The sequence below is a fragment of the Rhizobium sp. WW_1 genome (assembly GCF_003610155.1).
In the GTDB taxonomy this organism is placed as follows: domain Bacteria; phylum Pseudomonadota; class Alphaproteobacteria; order Rhizobiales; family Rhizobiaceae; genus Rhizobium; species Rhizobium tropici_A.
This window is the reverse complement of the sequence record NZ_RAIN01000005.1, coordinates 227958-248230: the sequence shown is the minus strand read 5'-3', so window position 1 is coordinate 248230 and position 20273 is coordinate 227958. Positions and strand designations below refer to the sequence as shown.

Genomic DNA, 20273 nt, shown 5'->3' with positions numbered 1-20273 from the left:
GTTGCAGCACCCCACTTGACAGCAACCGGGGCGATCGTTTCCGCTTAACTAGCTGTAACACCCTGAACGCACGATTAATCATTTCCGCGTTCGGCAACTCCACCGCACCCTTTTCCATCCCCCTTGCGGGCGGCTAGCGGCCAAATCTTCCGGCAAGGACGACTAGCGTTGGCGCACAATCACTTTCTTCATCTTACTGTTGACTCAAACGCGATATCGAACATAGCAGAAACAGCGGCCGGCCGCACAATACCATATCGACGAATTCGCAGCTGGCCCCATCGCTGCTCGCACAAACGAAGGCACCACATCGGCCTTCGGTGATCTTATCGAGCAAGCAACATTTCCATCGACGGCTTGGAAACCAGCTCTTCCTTCAAGTGCCGGCTGTTCCGGCGGGGAGGACATGTTCGGCGCAACAGCCATTCGGCTTTTCACCGAATCTGCCCCAATGGACAGCTCGGATATTCATCTCCTATGAATGATCGTCAGGAATGTTAACGTGAAGGGCGTGCCATGGGTTGGCGAATTCCTTCTTTAAATGCCGCTCGATGCTTCGTGGTCGCCGGCGAATATCTGAGCTTCACCAAGGCGGCGAAAGATCTGCATGTTACCCAGAGCGCGGTAAGCCGCCAGGTTCAAGCACTCGAAGACCAGCTCGGCTTCCCACTGTTTGAGCGCTTTACGCGACGACTAGAACTCACCCCACAGGGGCGCATTCTCCTTTCGCATTGGAGGACGGCATTCCTGGAGATCGAGAAAGGCGTGAGAGAAGCCTCATCGTTTGCGGAACACCCGATCATGACTGTTGCGATGCCGCCGACCTTCTCGGTCCGGTGGGGAACGACATGCATCATAGAATTCCAGAGATTACATCCCTCGACGGAAATCAGGCTGCGAGTCGACAGCGACGGAGTAGCGCTCGACGGCGGACAGGTCGATGTCGCGATAGAGTTTACCTATTCGAAACGGCGCCGTCGCGGGGCCAGACTTCTGTTTGCAGAACGGCTCATGCCGATCTGCTCCCCCGCCTATGCCGCCGAAATTGCTGATGGCGGGCCCGAGCAAATGCTTCGATCCGCCACCCTCCTGCATGTCCAGCAATGGGCCGATCGGTATGGCGATTGGAAGAACTGGCTAGCGGCTGCAGGCTATCCGGGCGTACCCTTCGAGCGCGGGCTGGTGTTCGAAACCGCCGACCTGGTCCTGAACGCAGCAAAACAGGGCGCGGGTATCGGTATCGGAGACCACGCCTATATCCGCGAAGATCTGCTGGCCGGCCTTCTGATCTCGCCGTTCCCCATCACCGTCAGCTACGACCGAGGCTACTTCATCAAGGCGCGTGACGACGAGCAGGGCTCGGAGGTTCGATCCGCCTTCGTCGACTTCATGATCCGGAAGACGGCGCAGTTCAACGAGGGATAGAAAGGCGGGGCCGATATTTGCCGCTGCCCTTGTCACGATCATGCATTCATAAAACGCATGCATAGGCCGAGAAATCACCGTTTGTCGCCCAGTCTCCTCTGCGTAATCATCCCCAGCAACGAGATGTCGCCATGACGCGGCTCCGCAAGAGGGGAATGCAGATGGACACTTACTTTCGCGATCGTCGCAAGATCGATCCATGGCGCGACGAGCGGCTGGCAGATGGCAGCCCGAACGACAATGATCGCATTGAGATCGGACCTACGCAGCTTGCGTTCAGGGAATGGGAAGCCGCCGGTCTGAGGCCACCCAATCTGCAGCAGATGCGCGAATTCCGCTGGCGGCGTCTGGTAGACCAGCTTGTCACGAGAGACGTGGGCGGCCTGCTGATGTTCGATCCCCTGAACATCCGCTATGCCACCGATACGACGAACATGCAGCTATGGAACAGCCACAATCCGTTCCGCGCCTGTCTCATATGCGCCGACGGCCACATGGTCGTGTGGGAATATAAGCAGGCTCCCTTCCTTGTCACGTTCAATCCACTCGTCAAGGAGCTGAGGCATGGCGCATCGTTCTTCTACAATGTTAGTGGCGATGCGACGGAGTTTGACGCCCGGTCATTCGCAGCACAGGTCGACGACGTCATGCGGCTTCACGCCGGCTCCAACCGACGCATCGCCGTCGACAAGATCATGGTTCATGGCTTGCGTGCACTGGAACGCCGAAGCTTCGACGTCCTCGAGGGGGAAGTGCTGACAGAACGGGCGCGCTCCATCAAGGGACCGGATGAGGTGCTCGCCATGCGCTGCGCCCATCTCGCCTGCGAAAACGCGCTCTCCGAGATGGAGGCGTTTGCACGGGAAAACGTTCCTGTCGGCAACGTCAGCGAGGATGATATCTGGGCGGAGCTGCACAAGGGCAACATCCGTCGTGGTGGCGAGTGGATCGAAACGCGGCTTCTGTCTTCGGGACCACGCACCAATCCCTGGTTCCAGGAATGCGGACCGCGTATCGTCAGCAACAACGAGATCGTCGCTTTCGATACCGATCTGGTCGGCTGTTACGGAATGTGCGTCGATATCTCGCGAACATGGTGGGTCGGAGATACGCGACCTGACACCAGCATGATCTCGGCGATGCAACATGCCATGGAACATATTCGGGTGAACATGGAGATGCTGAAGCCGGGCGTAACCGTCAAGGAATTGACCCATGGCGGCCATAAGCTTGAGGACCGGTACTGGAAGCAGAAATATTCCTGCAAGATGCACGGTGTCGGCCTCTGCGACGAATGGCCGTTCGTGCCCTATTCCGACGCTTGGGTCGAAGGCGCTTTCGATGTCGCACTCGAACCCGGGATGACGCTCTGCGTCGAGGCCTTGGTCAGCCCGGAAAATGGCGATTTCTCCATCAAGCTCGAAGATCAGGTGCTGATTACCGAAACGGGTTACGAGAATTTGACGCGCTATCCGTTTGATAGCCGCCTGCTGTCCTAGATCGCCGCGCGCGACGCCGCCCTCGGCTATCGCTCTGTGCGCATTCATTCCCCAAAAACAGAAACAGGAGGTCCCAGACCGTGAGAAGATTTTTTATTTTCATTTTGACGGCGGCCGGCATGTTGATGACGGCCTGGTCCAGCCACGCAGCCGATTGCGGCGATGTATCGATCGCGGAGATGAACTGGGGATCGGCAGGCGTCGCAGCCCATGTCGACAAGATCATTCTAGAGAACGGCTACGGCTGCCACGTGACACTCGTCACCGGAGACACGATGCCGACCTTCACCTCGATGAATGAAAAGGCAGAACCCGATGTTGCTCCGGAAATGTGGATCAATGCCGTCCGGACGCCGCTCGATGCCGCTGTCAAGGAAGGTCGTCTAATTGAGCTTGCGCCGCTTCTCAGCGACGGCGGCGTCGAAGGATGGTGGATTCCGAAATTCATCGCCGACGCACATCCCGATATCACGACGGTGCAGGAGGCCCTGAAACATCCTGAACTCTTTCCCGCACCTGAAAATCCGGCGCATGGCGCAATCATGAACTGTCCGTCGGGATGGAACTGCGAGATCGTCACCAACAATCTCTACAAGGCGCTGGGAGCAAAGGAAAAGGGCTTCGACCTCGTCGAGACGGGATCGGCTGCGGCCCTCAACGGCTCGATTGCGAATGCCTTCGAGAAGCAAACCGGCTGGCTCGGCTACTATTGGACCCCAACGGCCATCATGGGGAAATACGATATGGTCAAACTGGGTTTTGGCGTCCCGAACGACAAGGCTGAATGGGATCGCTGCACGGCAGTTGCCGACTGCCCCGATCCCAAGGTCAACGAATATCCGGTATCGATCGTCCTGACGGTCGTGACCAAGCAATTCGCCCAGAAGGCCGGCGTTGCGCTCGACTACCTCAAGACCAGAAAATGGGACAATAAGACTGTTGGCAAGGTCCTGGCATGGATGGATGCGAACCAGGGCAATAACGAAGACGGCGCACGCTTCTTTTTGCAGCACTATAGCGACATGTGGACGAAATGGGTCTCACCCGACGTCGCACAGAAAGTCAAAGCAGCACTGTAAGCGGCTGCCCTTGATGGTGGGCCGAGACAATTGCATGTCTCCATCCCGATCATTCAACGCCGATACATTCAGGCGGACCTCCCCAATGGCGCCCGGCGGCCTATCCCTACGTGCAGAATGCAACCGCGGGATAGACGACTGCTTCCGGGTGCCAGTGGAGATCAGCGTAGCTGCGGCAGACTCTCGATAACTCCGATAGCAATACGCCCCTCAACAAGACCGCCTGCGTTTCCTCGCTCTTTCAAAATGACGAAGGCCGCCATTTTGAAAGAGCAAGCGCGATTTTGATGGCTACGCACGAGATGCATACATTGCTCTCTGCCATCACGACCTCCCTTCTTGATTGCCGTAAAATGAAGCGCAACCTACGCGCAAGTCTCCATAGGTAGTATCCGATAGAAATCCACAATCTTCCCGTGCTGCGGCGTGGATGATCAGCACCGGCACCTGAGGAGAACGAACATGATCACTGGCTTCGGCGCCGTATCGACCATCTACTCTTCTCTCATTGCTTCAAGCAGCAAAGGGACAGCGGCTTCTCAGGCAAGTTCGACGACGCCTGCGGGTACCCGTGATTTTTCTCTCGTTGCGGAGGACGCCCGTGCGGTTCTCGACGCTCAATATCAGGACGCCCAAAAGAACGGCAAGAACATCACCTTCGATAGCTCCAAGCCGGGAGTTCCACTCGATCTATCTTCACTGTCGGATCGAGCTGTCGCGGCCATCGCCTTGAACAAGGACGGATTGTTCACCGATCTGGAAGTTGCGCAAGCTGGCGGCTACCTGAGCGGGCAATTGCAAGCGGTGCTCGCACCTTCTTTCAAGGCCTCCAATGGAGGTGACTTACGGCCCGTTGCTACTGAGTATCTCAACCTCTTCGACCAGCTTGACCCGGAAGTAAAGCAGGCGCTCGGAATGACCGATGAGCAGCGGCTAGCGGCGGAGAGCATCTTGAGAGACCAGGAAAAGCAATATGGGAAACTTAGTCCCGAAGAGGGGTTCCCCGGCTTCATCCAATTGCTTCGGCAAATGGCAGAGGAATGGAAGCAAAGCCATCCCGATGGCTACAATGCCCAGGGTGCAAGCTATTATACCTCCGTGAGTAATAGCCGCAGCTTCACGATTTGACGGTTTCAAAAGGGTAAGGGCCAATCGTGCCGCTCGATTAACCCTTGCTCCTTTCGATCCCGCCGGCCCAGTCGTCAATCCCTACGCCGAAGGAGAGCGAAAGTGATCACTGGCTTCAGCGCTGTATCGACAATCTACTCTTCTCCCATTGCTTCGGGCAGCAAACGGACAGCGGCTTCTCAGGCAGATTCGACAACACCTGCGGGTATCCGTGATTTCTCTCTCGTTGCGGAGGACGCTCGTGCCGTTCTCGACGCTCAATATCAGGACGCCCAAAAGAACGGCAAGAACATCGCTTTCGACAGCTCCAAGCCGGGAGTCCCACTGGATCTGTCTTCTTTATCGGATCGAGCCGTGGCGGCCATCGCCTTGAACAAGAACAAACTGTTCACCGATCTGGAAGTTGCGCAAGCTGGCGGCTACCTGAGTGGGCAATTGCAAGCGGCTTTGGCACCTTCGTTCGCTGCCTCACGTTTGGGGGACACTCTTGCGCCATTTAAAGAGGTCTTGACGCTCTATGACCAGCTGGAGCCTGAAGTCAGACAAGCGCTCGGGCTAACCGACGAGCATAAGCTCGCCATTCAACAAGTGATTGCCAAGGGTCAGGCAAACTCAGAAGAGACAACGTCCGAAGAGGGATTTCCCGGCTTTATCCAATTGCTTCGGCAAATGGCGGAGGAATGGAAGCAAAACCATCCTGATGGCTATACTCCCCAGGGCGCAACCTATTACACGTCTGAGAGCAACAGCCGCAGCTTCATGATTTGACGGCCTCAAATGCTGCTAGAAGGGGCCAATCAGCCTATCCGATCAGCCCCAGCTTCGCTCAATTAGCAAGATTCAAGGCCACGCTAAAATTGCCTGCGGTGCTGCATGCCGCTAGGCACGGATGAAGCGGATGCCCCTCGCGAGGACATCGAAATGTGCAAAACCGGCAACAGCCATCTTCCACAACTCAAGGCAGCCTTGGGCGTCCGATTATTGAATCGCACTCCGTGAACGCCTGGACCGACCAAGCGGTGCAGACCGGTTCACTGGGCCGTTGCAATATCCCTCTTTGCGGTGACGCATTTGATGCTTCGGATCTTCAGCCTTTTGACAATGGGGGCACCAGGCGCAAATAAGCGGCACCCCCTCTTTCGGCTGCAGCTGAAAAGTCGCTCTGCTCGTGGCTCAGTTTAGCGTTCTCGCCACTGGAAGAGGCCATCTCGAGTTTTGGGTGGTCGACAGGCCTTGCTGACACCAACCAGGCCACCTCGAGAAACTCCGAGCGCAGCCCATCACCGCGCTGAGCAGCGATCGAATGTAAACCGTATAGCATTGTCATCATGGTGGCGGCCTCCTTCGAAAATAGCCAGGCGTTGCGCTAGACCACGTTCACATGCCTGAGCGACCAGCAGCCGGCCCGCGCCCGGTAGTCGATAAGCTCACCGTCCGGATCGCCAAGAGGGTCGAACACCGGAAAAAGATCGCGCTCTCGCAGCATCTTGGACAATTGCTCTGTATCCCGTGACGAATCCAATTCAGCTAGCCGCAGCTCGGCCCACGCGAGCATGCGCCGCAATTCCGGGTGCTCGCCCTCGGCAGCCATCCTGTCGCAGGCGCCGATCCAACGTCTCAATTCGTCGACCCGTCGCTCTGCATCGACGAGTTTTGCGAGCAGGGACAAACGTTCGCTTTCCCGCCTGCGGCGAGCAATGGACGGGCGATCGCGCTTTTCGAGATCAGTCGATTCGAATGCATCCGCATCCATGATGCCACCCCTGTTGATTTACAATATTGGAACAGATGTATGAGGGCCGGTCGCAAGGAGCGATCTGAATCTTGCCTTCAAATCGAAAGTCGCTGGTCCAGAACAAACATTCGATTTGAAAGCAAGGACCGGGGAGAGTCGCAGCACGCCGCCTTCTATGTTCAGACAACAGCGAACATGAAAGGTAAAGACGATGCGTGAACTTATTCGCTTTGCGTGGGGAGCCAGCTCCCTCGGCAAGTTTGTGGTGGCAACCTCAGAAAAGGGCATCGTGGCCCTCGCATTCAGCGAGATGCGCGGCGCGATGGAAGATGCGCTGCGTATCCGCTTTGCGGATGCGGATCTGGAGCGGCATCAAGAGGATCTCAAGAGTGTGGTCGAGGCAACCGGCGGCGCGATCGAGAAGCCCGCCGCCGGTTGCAACTTGCCGCTTGACCTGCGCGGGACACCGGACGAGATAAGGATCTGGAGCCTGCTACGGGACATCCCTGCCGGCCAGACGACAAGTTATGGCGCCCTCGCCGCCAAATTCGGTACGCGTGACGCAAGAGAGGTCACGGCAGCAATTGCCAATAATCCGATCGCCGTCATCGTGCCGTGCCATCGCGTCATCAAGAAGGACGGTTCGATTTCCGGTTATCGTTGGGGTGTTCGGCGCAAGCGGGCGCTTCTCGAACGCGAGCAGCGTCTGATGGGATGCTGAAATATCGCTCGTACCCGCAACCGAGACTGACCGGAGAGTTGCCTCATGGCGCCACACACTACCAATCCATTGCCGGAAATGGACGATCGGCTTCCCGAGCCGCTCCGCGTCATCGCATTGGCCCTGCAGTCTACCGGCAGGGCCAAACGACAGTTTCCAGACTACCGACTTACACGATTGATAGGCGCGCGGCTTGAGCTCGACGACACAGACATTGCGCAGCTTGCAATCATGTTCGGCGGTTCGCTGCTGCAATCGGTCCGGGCAACACCAAGACCGTTTGATCATCACCTCCGATTCGTCATCGATCACTATGAGCTTGAGGCGCTTTTTCGCGACGATGGTCATGCACCTTATCACCACGCCATAAGACCCACGGGCTACGATTTCCATCGGGATCAGGTCATTCCGACCGGTATGGAACAGTGGCGGGCAGACTATCGAAGCATGCCGGACGACCGGCAGATGATGGCGGCTTCGATCATCTGGTTCTATCGCGCGGGAAAGGACAATGTATGGCTGCGTCGTGTGCCATGCACCTGGCACGCGGCCGACGCGCTCGCCTGTATGAAGCACGCGTCCACCCTGGAAGACTGGGTCCGTCTCTTCGCGTTGTATCCGGGCTGGTAGGCGCGGCAATCGACAACAGGGCAGATTGAGCGCCCCGTTCATCCCATCTACGGGAGAATTCAATGGCTTGTTGGATTAGAGGGCAAGAAACGGAGCGTTGAACGATGCGTGCGACCTTATTAGTCTGAGGGCGGAGCTATCACATGATTTGCCGGCTGCCAGTTTTTCGTCGGCAGGCATTGGCGATGCAGGTCCTCCGACGGGCGCAACGCTGCTCCCTTTGGTAAGGGCATACCAGCTAAACGAGAGGCCTCCGCAGTGGTTTGGCCTCCGGCGCCGATCGACCTCAGATCGAGGGTGGCGTCGAACATACGAAGTGTCGAGGAGCGCCGAACGGATGTGGAAAGCGATATTGTCTGTAACGATGAGCATTGGTCTTGCCGCGCCCGCAATGGCGATCGAACGATATGACACACAATCGCGGAGCTGCCAGGAGGTTCAGACTCTTCTCGCACGTGATAGGCAGGCCATTCTGCGCTACCCATCGCGCGATGGCCGGGCAATGGTGTATGATCGCTATGTGATCAATCCTGCGCAATGCGGCCCTGGCTTATATGGGGTTCGCGTCTCCATTCCTTCCGCCAGTGGCAAATGCCCGGTCGTGAATTGCCATTCGTTGAGTGATTTTGCGCCTTGAGCAACCTCGCAAGGGATGCACGAAGCGGTTGGGCGCATGATCCCGACAGGCACAATATGCAGGATGAATTGCCGCGTGCCACCGAGAATTCGTCACCCAGCAGCACCGTCGCGGGCAACCCTACCGAATTGACGACTTAGCGCAGCCTTAAGCGGCAAGCGCGAACTGTGTCGTGAGGGGCACGAAAGAGGAAGAGGCTCCGGCGGATGATCCGCCGGAGCCTCTTGTCGTTTGTCTTGATATTGCCCCTGGAGCGAGCGCTGCATGTCCCGACGCCAATCCAGGACCATCAGCGCGCATCGTGGAAGATGATTCCGACCGTATGACGCATGCCAGACCGAACACGGCTGACACCGTGACGAAGGTTGACGCGATAGTTCCCCTTCGCGCCATGAACGGGGCGATTGTGTACCGCAAAGGCCACCGCATCTCCCTGGCGAAGAGGCACTACCTCAACACGGCTTTGCATGCGTGGCCGCTGTTCGGTCAACGCGAATTCGCCGCCCGTGAAATCTCGTCCTGGTTCGGAAAGCAGGATCGCAACCTGAATCGGAAAAGCGATGTCACCGTAGAGATCCTGGTGGAGGCAATTGAAATCCCCGGGAACATATTGCAGCAGCAATGGCGTGGGTCTGGTCTGACCTGCGTCATGACAACGCTGCAGGAAGGTGGCGTGATCATGCGGGAACCGCTCGTCGAGCCCCATGCGCTCGTTCCAACCATTGGCAACCGCCGCCAGCCACGGATAAAGGGCCGTGCGAAGCCCGGTTAGCGGATCAGGCAGTGGATATTTGAAGTAACGATACTCACCCTTGCCGAACCCATGGCGCGCCATAATGATATGGCTGCGGAAATGGGTTTCGTCCGTGTAGAGGCCAGCCAGAGCCTTGCATTCCTCGGCAGTGAGCAGCTTCGGCAGCACCGCGCAGCCGAAACTGTTGAGGTCTGTTGCAAGCGCATCCCAGTCATAGGCGCCGACCTTGCCCCCAGCGGATAATGCCTCAGACGCAAGTTCCATGGTGTCCGCGCGGATCTGCTTCATGCCATTGCCTCCTTGCGCAGCAATTCACGTTTGCGCTCGACATCCCAACGATAGCCGGCCATATCGCCATTACTGCGCACGACGCGATGACAGGGCACCGCAAGCGCAATTGGATTCGCCGCGCAAGCCCGTGCGATTGCACGCGGATGGGCGAGCGGGCTGATCCAGTGACCGAGTTCCGTATAGCTCACTGTCCTGCCAGCCGAGATCGCTTTCAGCTTCTCCCACACACGACGCTGGAAGGGCGTGCCACGCATATCGAGCGTCAGATGCAGTCCGACGGTGGGCTTTTTGATGTAACGAAGCACCTTCGCCATATCGGCGTGGACTGAGCTTTCATCTTCCCTGATTGTCGATTGAGGAAAGCGGCTCGCGAGATCGGCTTTCAACTCATCCATGCTGTCACCAAGCAGAATCGAGCAGACGCCCTTGCCGCTGCGTGCCACGAGCACCATACCCAGTTCACATTGCGCAATCGCATAGGACAAGACATCAGTAGGCACTGAGAGATGTGTCGCCCGCGGCACAGGCCGCCTGACATTGTTGTCGATCATGAGATCCATGGCTGTAACTCCTTGCTAAATTTGCATGGTCAAACCTACCTTTCCGCCGGCAACCCCAAACTCCGATCCTTGCTATCAAATCGAGAAATCGGTCCGGGCAATGGAGAGCCGGGACACCCCTCCCCGGCCCATGGCAGATCAGCTGAAACAGCGCCCGCGCATGACATCAGGTGGGGTCGTGAAGGATCGGGCCGTGGTCGGCATCTTGCTGTTCGCCCTTGCTCGGCATATCGGAGACGGCGCGACCCGGATCGCTTAATCCGGCTCGCATCTGCTGACACTCCGAATCCTGCCTTTGAAGTCGGCCGGCATCCGGTTAGCGATTGGGGCCGCTGTTCAGCTGATCAGGCGAGACGCAAGACCGTTGTTTCGGCGAATATGAACATTTCACCCGAGTTGAAACGGACCTCGATTTCTCCATTTTCAAAGATATCCCAGACTGCGAACCCATCGGCGACGAGCCGCGCAACATAACATAGTACGAGTGCTTTATCAGGGTCGCTGGCTGCGAACGCCGCGATGGCGTCAAAGGCCTCTTCCGTTTCCGCTCGCGCGTGCCGGCCATTCTCTGCGTCGATGTCGCCACGAAAGAGCATGATGTGGGCGTCCTTGTCGCCACGGTCGTCTGGAGGCCTTGAAACTCGCCCGGCAGCGATGTCAATCTTGTCAATATTGGTCGAAGGGCCTGCCCGTCGTCACTCCGACTATTGTTATCAAACCGAAATAATTCGGGCCGCTAGAGTGCGCCGCGGAACGTCAGATTGATGCGCATGCGTCCGACCGTCTCGTGCATGCCCTCCTTCAATTCGGGCACTCCGTGATAAAACAGCCTAGAAGGACCGCCCCAGACGGCGACATCACCATGGCGGAGCGCAAACTTTCTGATCGGATCATTGCGCTTGAGGCCACCGAACTGGAAGATTGCCGGCAAGCCCAGCGACACCGAAACAATCGGATTGGTCAAGTCCCGTTCATTCTTGTCCTGGTGAAGCGAAAGACGCGCGCCCGGCTCGTAGCGATTGATAAGGCAGGCGTCAGGGCGAAACCCGGGGTAACCAGCAAGAGATGCGGCGCTCAGTGCGAGCTCATGAAAAGATTCCGGCATCGCCGGCCATGGACGTCCAGTCTCCGGGTCGTCGCGGTCGTAGCGATAACCGCTGCGATCGGTCACCCAGCCTGCCGCACCGCAGTTCGTCATAGCCACCGACATCGTGAAGCCACCAGGCGTCACCATATGCCGAAACGGCGACTGTGCGACAATCCTATTAAGTGCCGCAAGAACATCCTTCTCAAAAGGGAGAGCCGCCCCGCGCAGTAGCACAGCGCCTTGCGCCATAGGCTCGAAGGGTGGATCAAGGGGGATAATATTATCAAACAAATCGGACATGGCGCCGCCTAATGGACATTGATGTTGATCGTCGGATGAAAGATCGGCGCATAGCCTGCTCTAAGCGCCATAACGCTGGAAGGCGGCGTCAATAGCCAGTCGGCATTGTCGAGCATTTGCGGTGGGGCATAACCGTCATTCGTCCAGCGGTATGCCAAGCCTCCTCGCAGCGTGAATGCATCATCACCTCGCGCTACCATGGCGCCGTCAGGCAAATCACCCAGTCCCTGTGCCAGAGGATGCAGCCGCTTGCGACCGCGCTCGAGCCGCTCGGCGTGCAGCACGGCATCTATGGTGACGGCAGATGGAAGTGCTTCGCCATGACCGCCGCCCCAACAGTTCCGGTAGTGCTCGGCAGCCGTGCGCCTGCAAAGAAAACAAGGCCTATGGCCGGCCGCCAGTGCAATCGCCTCGTCGAGGAAGAACAGTTCTGTCCAGCTCCGCGTCGCCATGACGTTGCGACGCTGTCCCTTGTAGCTGCAATTGCAGATCAGCCACGCCTTCGACGTCCAGCGCTTCCTAAGCAGTGTTTTGGTCGACGGGTTGTGGATAATGCCGCGATTACCTGTGAACATGCCGCGCTGCGAAATCGCAACGATATTGCCAAACGGAGTGACGCGGTTTTGCAGATGCATGGCTTTCATCCTCTGCCCGGCATACAAGTTGGTGCAATTGAGGTTTGCCACCATCTTGCACCAAACAGAAGGCGGCTACACTCCAAGTCTTGCGATCAAACCCGCAATTGGACGCATCACTTATGTCAGTACGTTTCCGCGCTCACGGGGCATGCGCCATAAATACCATGCCGCAACCGTGCGATGTGGCGACCAGGCTTGGGAAAGCTGGCGCAGCTCCCTGGGTTTCGGTTGTTCCGCCAGCGACTTTAGGGCGCGATACCCCTCGCGCACACCGAAATCGTCGACAGGTAGCACATCCATCCGCTCCAGCGAGTACATCAGAAGCATCTCGACAGTCCAACGCCCCACTCCCTTGATGGTGACCATCCGGGCAATCAGCGTCTCGTCGTCCATTATGACCGCATTTTCGCGACTGGGAACAACTCCCGTCAGCGCGCCCTCGGCAATCGCCTTGATCGTCGCAATCTTGCTGGCGGAAAAGCCGCAGGCTCGCATTGCGTCGAAGTCGGCGGTGATCAACTGTTCCGGATGAGGGAAATCGCGACCTTCGAACAGAGCTTTGAGGCGTCCAAGGATCGCATCGCCCGCCTTGGCCGTCAGTTGCAGATAGGCAATTGCACGGACGAGCGCTTCGTAGGGTTCACGAGCAGCCTTCGGATCGTGTCGGCACGACCCCACCAGCTCAATGAGCCTGGCCCAATCGTCATCGATGCTCGAAAGGAAGGAGACGGATTCGTCATAACGAGAAGACAGGTTCATATAGATGCCTTGCATTCGTCGGCAATTGCAAAGTGCAGCCGGTTGCCGATAGTAGGAACGAGGTATTCGCCGAGCACTGCCGGCGACAAGCGCATGCTTTCTGTCACGACGCCGAGAACGACTTCACACACTTGCAGACGCCTCCCTCTCAAGGAGTGCGCGTTTCCGATCGACGCCCCAGGCATACCCCGAAAGGGCGCCATCATTTCGCACCACTCGATGGCAAGGTATCGCCACCGCAAGATTATTCGCAGCACAGGCGCCAGCAACAGCCCGTACCGAGCTCGGCGAGCCTATTCGGCGCGCGATTTCGGCGTAGGATACCCTTTGACCGGATGGGATTTCCTGCAATGCCTGCCAAACTCGCCTCTGAAAGACCGTTCCTCTGACATCGAGGGGAAGATCCAGGCCGACATGCGGGTTTTCGACAAATCCCACGACCCGCGCGATCAGCGCTTCATATTCCCGATCGGCACCTATGAGATATGCCTTCGGGAAACGGTCCTGCAAATCCCGGACAAGCTTGTCCGGATCATCTCCGAGCAGGATCGACGCAACACCCTTGGTGCTCGAGGCGACGAGGATCGCGCCGAGCGAGGTTTGTCCCACTGCGAACTTGATCTCCTCATTGGCGCCACCGCTTCGATATTGGGTCGGCGTCATGCCAAGGATACCTGTCGACTTCTCGTAGAAGCGCCCGCTCGAATTGAAGCCCGCGTCATAAATCGCCTCAGTGACGCTATTGCCGGTTTCGAGACCCTCGCGTACCTTCTTGGCCCGGTCAGCCGCAGCATAGTCCTTTGGTGTGAGACCCGTTGTCGATTTGAACAGGCGATGAAAATAGCTGGGACTGCGATCGACGGCCCCGGCGAGCTCTTCGAGCGAAGGTTCCTCTTCGCTCATCTCGATCAGACGGCAGGCTCTGGCGACGAGCGCCGCATTTTCGCATTCAAGCGAAAGACCATCGGGATTGCAGCGCTTGCATGGCCGGAAGCCAGTCGCACGCGCGCTCTCCAGAGTATCGTGCAGCGCGACATTCTTTGGATTGGCGGTACGGGACGCGCATGACGGACGGCAATAAACGCCCGTTGTCGAAACTGAGTACCAAAGCTCGCCATCCGCCGTCTTGTCGCGTGCCAAAACGCGCGCCCAGCGTGGATCATCCGTCACCGGGAGCATAGGGGAACGGGAAGAAATCTTGGTCTTAGTCATGATCGTCACTACCGTATTCCCATATCGTTGCAGCGTGACCATGGCCTCAATCCAAGTCGATCACACTCCGATCCTTGCTCTCAAATCGGTTCCCCGACCACCCGGTTCTTGCGACCGGTGTGAATTCAACCGGCATGCAACACTCGACGGGTCGCGATGAGATCGATGCTTCGCAGGGCTTTGCGCAATGCGCTGCTCGACGTCGACGGCGTGTAAGGGAAATAAATCACGTCAACGCCCAATGCCGCGAAATCCTGTTCGAGTCGGGTACCCCTTTCGGTTCCCTGCCAGTCATTTCCCTTGAACAGAATATTGAATTTGAGGCTCTTCCAAATCTCGACTTTGTTATTGGTCGTTGCAACGTATGCGGCATCGACAAAGCGAACATTGCGTACGATCTCCAACCGCTCCACGAGCGGAATGACAGGGACAACGCCTTTATGGGTCATGAGAACCTCATCTGCGACAACGCCGGCAATCAGATAATCGCAATGCTCCCTCGCCCGGCGCAGTAGATTGAGATGGCCGATATGAAACAGGTCGAAGGCGCCGGGAGCGTAACCGATGCATGTCATGGCTGTGTATCCAGTTCTCACCAGTTGATTTGATGGGAGAAGCTACCGCGCTCTATGCGGTTCGACGCTCCGTTTCCTATTCTTGAATCTGCGATTCAAGGGGCGTAATTCGGCGGCACGCCGCAAATAAGAGGCCCGCACGGCAAGCGGGCGGGCCTCAATTCCTGGAGGGACGTTTCTACCCTTGGCAGATCACGCCGCCTTGACGAGGCCGAGCTGCGTCATCGCGGTGAGCCCGTCGTCCAGACCGATCTCTTCAACGATCTTTCCATCGATGACCTTGAGGACAGTCGTGCCCGTAAAGCGCATCTTGCGACCGGTTGCAGCGGGAAGGCCTTCATAGTCGGGCAGAACATCGTCCCAAGCTGTGCCGGTATGAGTGCCGCCGCCTTCCCATTGACCAACCACATAGTCGCCTTCGGCGATCAAATCAGCGGTGCCCCAGAAATTGAGATCGGGAAACGCTGCCCGGAAGTCTGTCATGAAGGCCTTGATATCGTCGCGGCCGCGGCGAGGTTCATGCAGGGAATACTTCAGCAACATGTCGGGAGCTGCGATCTCATCGATGACCGCAAGATTGACATCCTTGCCCCAGAACTCGGTAAACCAGCGGCCGACGACGGCCTTGTTATCATCTTCTTTGCTCATGGCGGTAGATCCTTTCATCGACTTTGAAGGATCATCGAAAACGCTCGATGACCTGACGAAAGGGATAGGTGCTTGTCCGTGGTGCCAAACTCCGATTCTTGTCCTCGAATGAGAATGTCCGCCAACCGCTATGCTATGATCGTATCACATATGGTTGCGGCCTCAACGAGTTCACCGAGCCGTTCCATGTCATCATCGAGAATGCCGCGGGGGCGAAGGCTATCGATCGTCCCGAAAGGATCGGCGGCAGATGATCCCCAAATGTTCGAGGATCAACGCATCTGGCAGATTATCAGTCCCACACCAGGGCCGCACTCCACAAAGGGGCAAATGTTCGGCGCTGATTGACACTCAGCTCAAAGCCGCAGCCCACTGCTCTTAGAGAAGATCGACGCTTTGCCGATGTTGAAGCTAAGCCCGACATCCTTGTTCGCAGAGCGAGCGCCTTCGATGCTAAGGCGGACACTGAAACGCTTATCTAGGCAATCGAACCAGCCCAAGGCGTCTGCCCCCAGCAGTTCCGTGAAGGCAAGCCTGGCGGCTATGGAATTGGGAGCTCCGGTCGAAGTTACCGAGACATCTTCGCAGCGAATGCCCAGGACAACCTCGCCTTCCTGTCGTGGCTTCTCAAATTTGTAGGCGGACACATCGATAGAGGTATCGCCGCTCACGAAACGCCCGTTCCCGTCAAGCCTGCCCTCCAGGAAGTTCATGGCCGGCGACCCGACGAATCCGGCCACGAACAGGCTTGCCGGCTTTTCATAGACAAGCTGTGGGTGCGCAAATTGCTCGACCTTGCCCTTGTGCATGACGGCAACCCGATCGGCCATGGTCATCGCCTCGATCTGATCGTGCGTGACATAGATCATCGTGGATTGAAGCGTCTCATGAAGCTGCTTGAGCTCGACCCGGGTTTCGGCACGCAGCTTCGCATCGAGGTTCGACAGCGGCTCGTCGAACAGGCAGATGCTGGAGGAGCGCACGAGGGCACGGCCGATCGCGACACGTTGGCGCTGGCCACCGGACAACTGGCTGGGCTTGCGGTCGAGAAGCGCCTCGATCTGCAGGAGCTTTGCGACCCAGGCAACCTTCTCGGCAATCGTCTGCTTCGGCGTGCCGGCGATTTCCATGCCGAAGGACAGGTTGCGCCGCACGGTCATGGCCGGAAACAGCGCGTAGGATTGAAATACCATTGCAAGCCCGCGTTGGCTGGGCTCCAGCCCGCTTACGTCCTTGCCGTCAATCACGATTTTTCCGGCATCGCAATCGTCGAGACCGGCAATGACGTTGAGCAAGGTGGACTTGCCGCAGCCCGACGGGCCGAGGATGACGATGAACTCGCCCTTCTCGATCTCCATGTCGACCGACTGCAGGATGGTGAGGGCAGCGAAGGATTTCTTGATCTGGCGAAGAGAGATACTGGACATGTTCAACCCTTGACGGCGCCGGCGGCGATGCCGCGGACGAAATAGCGGCCGGAGAGGAAATAGACGACGAGTGTCGGGATCGCGGTGATCAGCGCTGCGGCCATGTTGATGTTCGGATTGGCAGCGCCGCGGGTGTTGTTGACGATGTTGGTGAGCTGCACGGTCATCGGCAGATTGTCGTTGCCGGCGAAGATCAGACCGAGCAGGTAGTCGTTCCATATGCCCGTAAACTGCAGGATCGCCACGACCACGAGGATGTTGGTCGAAATCGGCAGGATGATCGACCAGAAAGTGCGCAGGAAGCTTGCGCCTTCCATGCGGGCTGCCCGACTTATCTCGTCGGGGACGCCGACGTAAAAGTTTCGGAACAGAAGCGTCGTGTAGGGCAGCCCGTAGATGACGTGGACGAAGACGATACCGAGATAGGTACGGAAAAGCCCGACATTGCTGAGGATCTTGACCGTCGGATAAAGCATCGCCTGATATGGGATGAACAGCCCGACCGTGATCAGGAACATTGTCATGTTGGCGTGGCGCGACTTCCATTGCGCCAGGGCATAGCCATTGAGAGCGCCCGCAAGCGTCGAAATGACGACGGCGGGTACGGTGATCTTGATCGAATTCCAGAGACCCGGGCGAACGCCGGCACATTCAAGACCCGTGCAGGCCGTCTTCCAGGCCGCAACCCAGGCATCGAAATTCGGATTGACGGGAAAGGCAAGCAGATTGCCCTGCCGGATTTCCTCCATCGGCTTCAGCGAATTCATGATCACCACCAGCAGCGGCAACAGGAAGAAAATCGCTGACATGACGAGGAAGGCATAGAGGCCGATGCGTGCGGGACCAAAGGGTGGCTTTTGCGCGGCGGATATCATGTGCGCCTCCGGAATTCGCTCAGGAAATAGGGCGTCAGCAAGACGAGAGACAGCACCAGCATCATGATCGACGCGGCCGAGGCGAGGCCGAGATTGACGCGGGCAAAGTAGAAGTCGACGGCGAATTTGGCGGGCATTTCCGTCGAAATTCCCGGGCCGCCTTTTGTCATGGCGATGATCAGATCGTAGCCGCGGATGACTTCGGACATCAGCAATACGACGCAGGAGGCAATGACCGGGCGCATGCCGGGAAAGATCACCTGGAGGTAGGCGCGCCAGATCGGGATGCCCTCCATGCGGATGGCTTTCCAGAGGTCGTTATCGATCCCGCGCAGGCCGGCAAGCACGATCACCATGACGAGCCCGGCCGAATGCCAGATACTGGCGATGACGAGCGTATAGATGGCGCGATCCGGCCTTGTCAGCCAGTCGAAGACGAAACTCTCCCAGCCGAAACTATGCATCAGGGCCTGCAAACCGTTGACCGGGTCGAGAAGCCACCGCCAGGAAAGACCGGTGACGATCAGCGAAACCGCAAGCGGATAGAGGAAGATGGTGCGAAAGAGCGAATCCGCCTTGATCTGCCGATCGGCAAAGACGGCCAGCAGCATCCCGAAGATAAGCGTGCCCACAATATAGAGCACACCGAAAATCACCATGTTGAGGCACGAAACGAGCCAGCGCTGATTTGTAAAAAGCTGCACATATTGCCCGAAGCCGACGATCTCATAGGACGGAAGCAGCGTCGAGCGCGTCAACGACATATAGAAGGTCCAGGCGATCGAGCCGTAAAAGAAAAGCGCCACGACGGCGAAGAAGATCACAACCGTGATATCCGGCCGAAAGGCTTGCCGGTTAAGCCATGTCATCATTGCAGATCCCTCATGGTCGCTGCCAGCTACAACCGCAGCTCCCGTGCCGCGCCGTGCGTGAACATTCATCCTGTCGCTCCTCCGATGAAACAGGTGCCGAGGAGGCAGGTGGTCCGCCGGCCCCGGCACATCGATTTCACTTGCTCTTCAGAATGCTGGTCAGGCTTTCCACGGCGGCGTCGCTCGTCATGGACGGATCGGTCCAGAACTGTGTCGCAAGGTCGGTCATCTGGCCGTTCAAGTCGCCGGTAAGAGCATCATAGGCTGCGGACACGGCTGTCGATGGATTGGCAAGCAGCTTGGCACCCTTTACAGCGCAGGCATCGAGCTTGCTGATATCGACGTCGGACCGCGATGGTACCGAGCCCTTGACGGCGGCGATCTTCGCTTCGACCGCAGGGTCCATAACAGTGTCGGCAAGGATCGTCTGCCCCTTGACGCGGTCTTCCTCCTTGTTGACGGGGAAGGCGAAGATATCGACGATCACGGCATAGGCAGGCTTGTCACTGGGTGCCAGGAAACAACCGAAATCCTTTTCCGCAACCTGACCCGCGGCAAGAAATTCGCCCCTTGCCCAATCGCCCATGAACTGCATGCCGGCCTTGCCGGTGATCACCATGTTCGTGGTATCGTTCCACGAACGGCCGGGACTTGCCGGATCGGCATAGGTCGACACCTTTCGGAACAGATCGAAAGCCTTCGGCAGGATCGGCGATTTCATCGCTTCGGGATCGCGCTTGATGAAGAGCTGGTTCCAGTATTCGGGGCCGCCGAGCGCGATGATCATGTCGGTGAGAATAGAAACCTCCTGCCAGGGTTCGCCACCGACGGCAAAGCCCGTGTAGCCGGCTGCCTTGAGCTTGTCGGCGGCGGCAAACATCTCGTCGAGATTCTTCGGCTCCTCGATGCCGAGCTTGGCAAAAAGCGGCTTGGAGTACCAGATCCAGTTATCGGCGTGGATACCGACAGGCAACGCAACGAGATGGCCGTCAACGCTGAGCTTGTCCCATACGAGCGGCGGCATCACCTTTTGCCAGCCGCCGGCAGTAGCGAGATCGTCGAAATTCCGCAGCTGGCCGGCCCTTGCCAAATCGCGCATGGCGGCGCTCGGCGTCATCAGCACGGCCGAGGGAGGCTCGCCGCCGGCGATGCGGCTGGTCGCCGCCGCAACGGCGGAATCGAAGTCCGCCGCCGGACTGTCGATCCATTTGCCGCCGCGCGCCTTATACGCATCGGCGATCGCATTCATGGCCTTGGATTCGCTGGCGCTGGTCCAGTATTGCAGCACGTCGACCGTCTGCGCAAAGGCTGAGGTCGAAGCCACGAGCATGCCAAGCAACGCAGCGGTCGAGGAGAAATGTCTGATGTTCATGTCACTACCCTAGCTCTGGAGTTCTTATTGTTGATTGATTGGGGAGCGC

General features: G+C 57.8%; 22 protein-coding genes. 7 read left to right on the top strand and 15 right to left on the bottom strand.

Annotation, left to right across the window (positions count from 1 at the left end):
- The first annotated feature begins 516 nt into the window (after positions 1 to 516).
- The 5 genes from BJ928_RS16925 to BJ928_RS16905 all read left to right on the top strand — a co-directional run bounded on the left by BJ928_RS16925 (position 517) and on the right by BJ928_RS16905 (position 5899).
- On the top strand, positions 517 to 1425 hold the full coding sequence (locus BJ928_RS16925; protein WP_082011847.1) for a LysR family transcriptional regulator: 909 nt from the start codon (positions 517 to 519) through the stop codon (positions 1423 to 1425).
- A 161-nt stretch (positions 1426 to 1586) separates the two neighbouring features.
- Positions 1587 to 2924, top strand: a complete 1338-nt coding sequence (dddP, locus tag BJ928_RS16920) for a dimethylsulfonioproprionate lyase DddP (RefSeq protein WP_047631570.1) — start codon at positions 1587 to 1589, stop codon at positions 2922 to 2924.
- A 119-nt stretch (positions 2925 to 3043) separates the two neighbouring features.
- A complete protein-coding gene (locus tag BJ928_RS16915) occupies positions 3044 to 4003 on the top strand; it encodes an ABC transporter substrate-binding protein (RefSeq protein ID WP_052227657.1) in 960 nt (319 codons plus the stop codon).
- Positions 4004 to 4465: 462 nt separating this feature from the next.
- The gene (locus BJ928_RS16910) at positions 4466 to 5131 is read left to right on the top strand and encodes a hypothetical protein (RefSeq protein ID WP_047631308.1); all 666 of its coding nucleotides are present in this window, start codon (positions 4466 to 4468) and stop codon (positions 5129 to 5131) included.
- Positions 5132 to 5233: 102 nt separating this feature from the next.
- Positions 5234 to 5899, top strand: a complete 666-nt coding sequence (locus BJ928_RS16905) for a hypothetical protein (RefSeq protein ID WP_047631309.1) — start codon at positions 5234 to 5236, stop codon at positions 5897 to 5899.
- Between the two features lie 319 nt (positions 5900 to 6218).
- Here the strand turns inward: BJ928_RS16905 and BJ928_RS16900 are convergent, their stop codons facing one another.
- Together BJ928_RS16900 and BJ928_RS16895 are read right to left on the bottom strand one after the other, a co-directional pair.
- Positions 6219 to 6461: a hypothetical protein gene (locus BJ928_RS16900; RefSeq protein ID WP_047631310.1), complete on the bottom strand. Its 243-nt coding sequence runs from the start codon at positions 6459 to 6461 to the stop codon at positions 6219 to 6221.
- 36 nt (positions 6462 to 6497) lie between these two features.
- A complete protein-coding gene (locus tag BJ928_RS16895) occupies positions 6498 to 6884 on the bottom strand; it encodes a hypothetical protein (RefSeq protein WP_047631311.1) in 387 nt (128 codons plus the stop codon).
- A 193-nt stretch (positions 6885 to 7077) separates the two neighbouring features.
- On the opposite strand from BJ928_RS16895, the gene BJ928_RS16890 reads away from it, so the two are divergent.
- Together BJ928_RS16890 and BJ928_RS16885 are read left to right on the top strand one after the other, a co-directional pair.
- The gene (locus BJ928_RS16890) at positions 7078 to 7587 is read left to right on the top strand and encodes a methylated-DNA--[protein]-cysteine S-methyltransferase (RefSeq protein WP_047631314.1); all 510 of its coding nucleotides are present in this window, start codon (positions 7078 to 7080) and stop codon (positions 7585 to 7587) included.
- A 45-nt stretch (positions 7588 to 7632) separates the two neighbouring features.
- Complete coding sequence (locus tag BJ928_RS16885) at positions 7633 to 8217, top strand: hypothetical protein (RefSeq protein ID WP_052227658.1); 585 nt, start codon at positions 7633 to 7635, stop codon at positions 8215 to 8217.
- Between the two features lie 926 nt (positions 8218 to 9143).
- Here BJ928_RS16885 and BJ928_RS16875 read toward each other — a convergent pair.
- From BJ928_RS16875 to BJ928_RS16810, 13 genes are all read right to left on the bottom strand, one after another.
- Entirely contained in the window at positions 9144 to 9896 is a 753-nt protein-coding gene (locus tag BJ928_RS16875) for a 2OG-Fe(II) oxygenase (protein WP_245432379.1), read from the bottom strand.
- Positions 9893 to 10459 carry a methylated-DNA--[protein]-cysteine S-methyltransferase gene (locus BJ928_RS16870; protein WP_047631315.1) on the bottom strand — a complete coding sequence of 189 codons (567 nt, stop codon included), beginning with the start codon at positions 10457 to 10459 and terminating at the stop codon, positions 9893 to 9895. The genes BJ928_RS16875 and BJ928_RS16870 overlap by 4 nt, the downstream gene beginning before the upstream one ends.
- 344 nt (positions 10460 to 10803) lie before the next feature.
- Positions 10804 to 11055, bottom strand: a complete 252-nt coding sequence (locus tag BJ928_RS16865) for a hypothetical protein (protein WP_047631317.1) — start codon at positions 11053 to 11055, stop codon at positions 10804 to 10806.
- 140 nt (positions 11056 to 11195) lie between these two features.
- On the bottom strand, positions 11196 to 11846 hold the full coding sequence (gene alkB, locus BJ928_RS16860; protein ID WP_047631319.1) for a DNA oxidative demethylase AlkB: 651 nt from the start codon (positions 11844 to 11846) through the stop codon (positions 11196 to 11198).
- A gap of 8 nt (positions 11847 to 11854) precedes the next feature.
- Complete coding sequence (locus BJ928_RS16855; RefSeq protein ID WP_047631574.1) at positions 11855 to 12481, bottom strand: hypothetical protein; 627 nt, start codon at positions 12479 to 12481, stop codon at positions 11855 to 11857.
- Between the two features lie 120 nt (positions 12482 to 12601).
- A complete protein-coding gene (locus tag BJ928_RS16850) occupies positions 12602 to 13243 on the bottom strand; it encodes a DNA-3-methyladenine glycosylase (RefSeq protein WP_047631575.1) in 642 nt (213 codons plus the stop codon).
- Between the two features lie 123 nt (positions 13244 to 13366).
- Entirely contained in the window at positions 13367 to 14455 is a 1089-nt protein-coding gene (gene ada / locus BJ928_RS16845) for a bifunctional DNA-binding transcriptional regulator/O6-methylguanine-DNA methyltransferase Ada (protein ID WP_047631576.1), read from the bottom strand.
- Between the two features lie 125 nt (positions 14456 to 14580).
- Positions 14581 to 15030 (bottom strand): adenylyltransferase/cytidyltransferase family protein, encoded by a 450-nt coding sequence (locus BJ928_RS16840; RefSeq protein WP_047631321.1) that lies wholly within the window; start codon positions 15028 to 15030, stop codon positions 14581 to 14583.
- A 192-nt stretch (positions 15031 to 15222) separates the two neighbouring features.
- Entirely contained in the window at positions 15223 to 15678 is a 456-nt protein-coding gene (locus BJ928_RS16835) for an ester cyclase (RefSeq protein WP_047631322.1), read from the bottom strand.
- A gap of 356 nt (positions 15679 to 16034) precedes the next feature.
- Entirely contained in the window at positions 16035 to 17105 is a 1071-nt protein-coding gene (locus BJ928_RS16825) for an ATP-binding cassette domain-containing protein (protein ID WP_047631327.1), read from the bottom strand.
- A 2-nt stretch (positions 17106 to 17107) separates the two neighbouring features.
- Positions 17108 to 17980, bottom strand: a complete 873-nt coding sequence (locus tag BJ928_RS16820) for a carbohydrate ABC transporter permease (protein ID WP_052227659.1) — start codon at positions 17978 to 17980, stop codon at positions 17108 to 17110.
- A complete protein-coding gene (locus BJ928_RS16815; RefSeq protein WP_245432377.1) occupies positions 17977 to 18921 on the bottom strand; it encodes a sugar ABC transporter permease in 945 nt (314 codons plus the stop codon). Before BJ928_RS16815 ends, BJ928_RS16820 begins: the two co-directional genes overlap by 4 nt.
- A gap of 67 nt (positions 18922 to 18988) precedes the next feature.
- A complete protein-coding gene (locus BJ928_RS16810; RefSeq protein ID WP_047631329.1) occupies positions 18989 to 20224 on the bottom strand; it encodes an ABC transporter substrate-binding protein in 1236 nt (411 codons plus the stop codon).
- Between the last annotated feature and the right edge of the window lie 49 nt (positions 20225 to 20273).

Coding starts and splice junctions, on each gene's coding strand:
- BJ928_RS16925 (WP_082011847.1), top strand. CDS start 517: ATGGGTTGGCGAATTCCTTCTTTAAATGCCGCTCGATGCTTCGTGGTC.
- dddP (WP_047631570.1), top strand. CDS start 1,587: ATGGACACTTACTTTCGCGATCGTCGCAAGATCGATCCATGGCGCGAC.
- BJ928_RS16915 (WP_052227657.1), top strand. CDS start 3,044: ATGTTGATGACGGCCTGGTCCAGCCACGCAGCCGATTGCGGCGATGTA.
- BJ928_RS16910 (WP_047631308.1), top strand. CDS start 4,466: ATGATCACTGGCTTCGGCGCCGTATCGACCATCTACTCTTCTCTCATT.
- BJ928_RS16900 (WP_047631310.1), bottom strand. CDS start 6,461: ATGATGACAATGCTATACGGTTTACATTCGATCGCTGCTCAGCGCGGT.
- BJ928_RS16895 (WP_047631311.1), bottom strand. CDS start 6,884: ATGGATGCGGATGCATTCGAATCGACTGATCTCGAAAAGCGCGATCGC.
- BJ928_RS16890 (WP_047631314.1), top strand. CDS start 7,078: ATGCGTGAACTTATTCGCTTTGCGTGGGGAGCCAGCTCCCTCGGCAAG.
- BJ928_RS16885 (WP_052227658.1), top strand. CDS start 7,633: ATGGCGCCACACACTACCAATCCATTGCCGGAAATGGACGATCGGCTT.
- BJ928_RS16875 (WP_245432379.1), bottom strand. CDS start 9,896: ATGAAGCAGATCCGCGCGGACACCATGGAACTTGCGTCTGAGGCATTA.
- BJ928_RS16870 (WP_047631315.1), bottom strand. CDS start 10,459: ATGGATCTCATGATCGACAACAATGTCAGGCGGCCTGTGCCGCGGGCG.
- BJ928_RS16865 (WP_047631317.1), bottom strand. CDS start 11,055: ATGCTCTTTCGTGGCGACATCGACGCAGAGAATGGCCGGCACGCGCGA.
- alkB (WP_047631319.1), bottom strand. CDS start 11,846: ATGTCCGATTTGTTTGATAATATTATCCCCCTTGATCCACCCTTCGAG.
- BJ928_RS16855 (WP_047631574.1), bottom strand. CDS start 12,481: ATGCATCTGCAAAACCGCGTCACTCCGTTTGGCAATATCGTTGCGATT.
- BJ928_RS16850 (WP_047631575.1), bottom strand. CDS start 13,243: ATGAACCTGTCTTCTCGTTATGACGAATCCGTCTCCTTCCTTTCGAGC.
- ada (WP_047631576.1), bottom strand. CDS start 14,455: ATGACTAAGACCAAGATTTCTTCCCGTTCCCCTATGCTCCCGGTGACG.
- BJ928_RS16840 (WP_047631321.1), bottom strand. CDS start 15,030: ATGACATGCATCGGTTACGCTCCCGGCGCCTTCGACCTGTTTCATATC.
- BJ928_RS16835 (WP_047631322.1), bottom strand. CDS start 15,678: ATGAGCAAAGAAGATGATAACAAGGCCGTCGTCGGCCGCTGGTTTACC.
- BJ928_RS16825 (WP_047631327.1), bottom strand. CDS start 17,105: ATGTCCAGTATCTCTCTTCGCCAGATCAAGAAATCCTTCGCTGCCCTC.
- BJ928_RS16820 (WP_052227659.1), bottom strand. CDS start 17,980: ATGATATCCGCCGCGCAAAAGCCACCCTTTGGTCCCGCACGCATCGGC.
- BJ928_RS16815 (WP_245432377.1), bottom strand. CDS start 18,921: ATGAATGTTCACGCACGGCGCGGCACGGGAGCTGCGGTTGTAGCTGGC.
- BJ928_RS16810 (WP_047631329.1), bottom strand. CDS start 20,224: ATGAACATCAGACATTTCTCCTCGACCGCTGCGTTGCTTGGCATGCTC.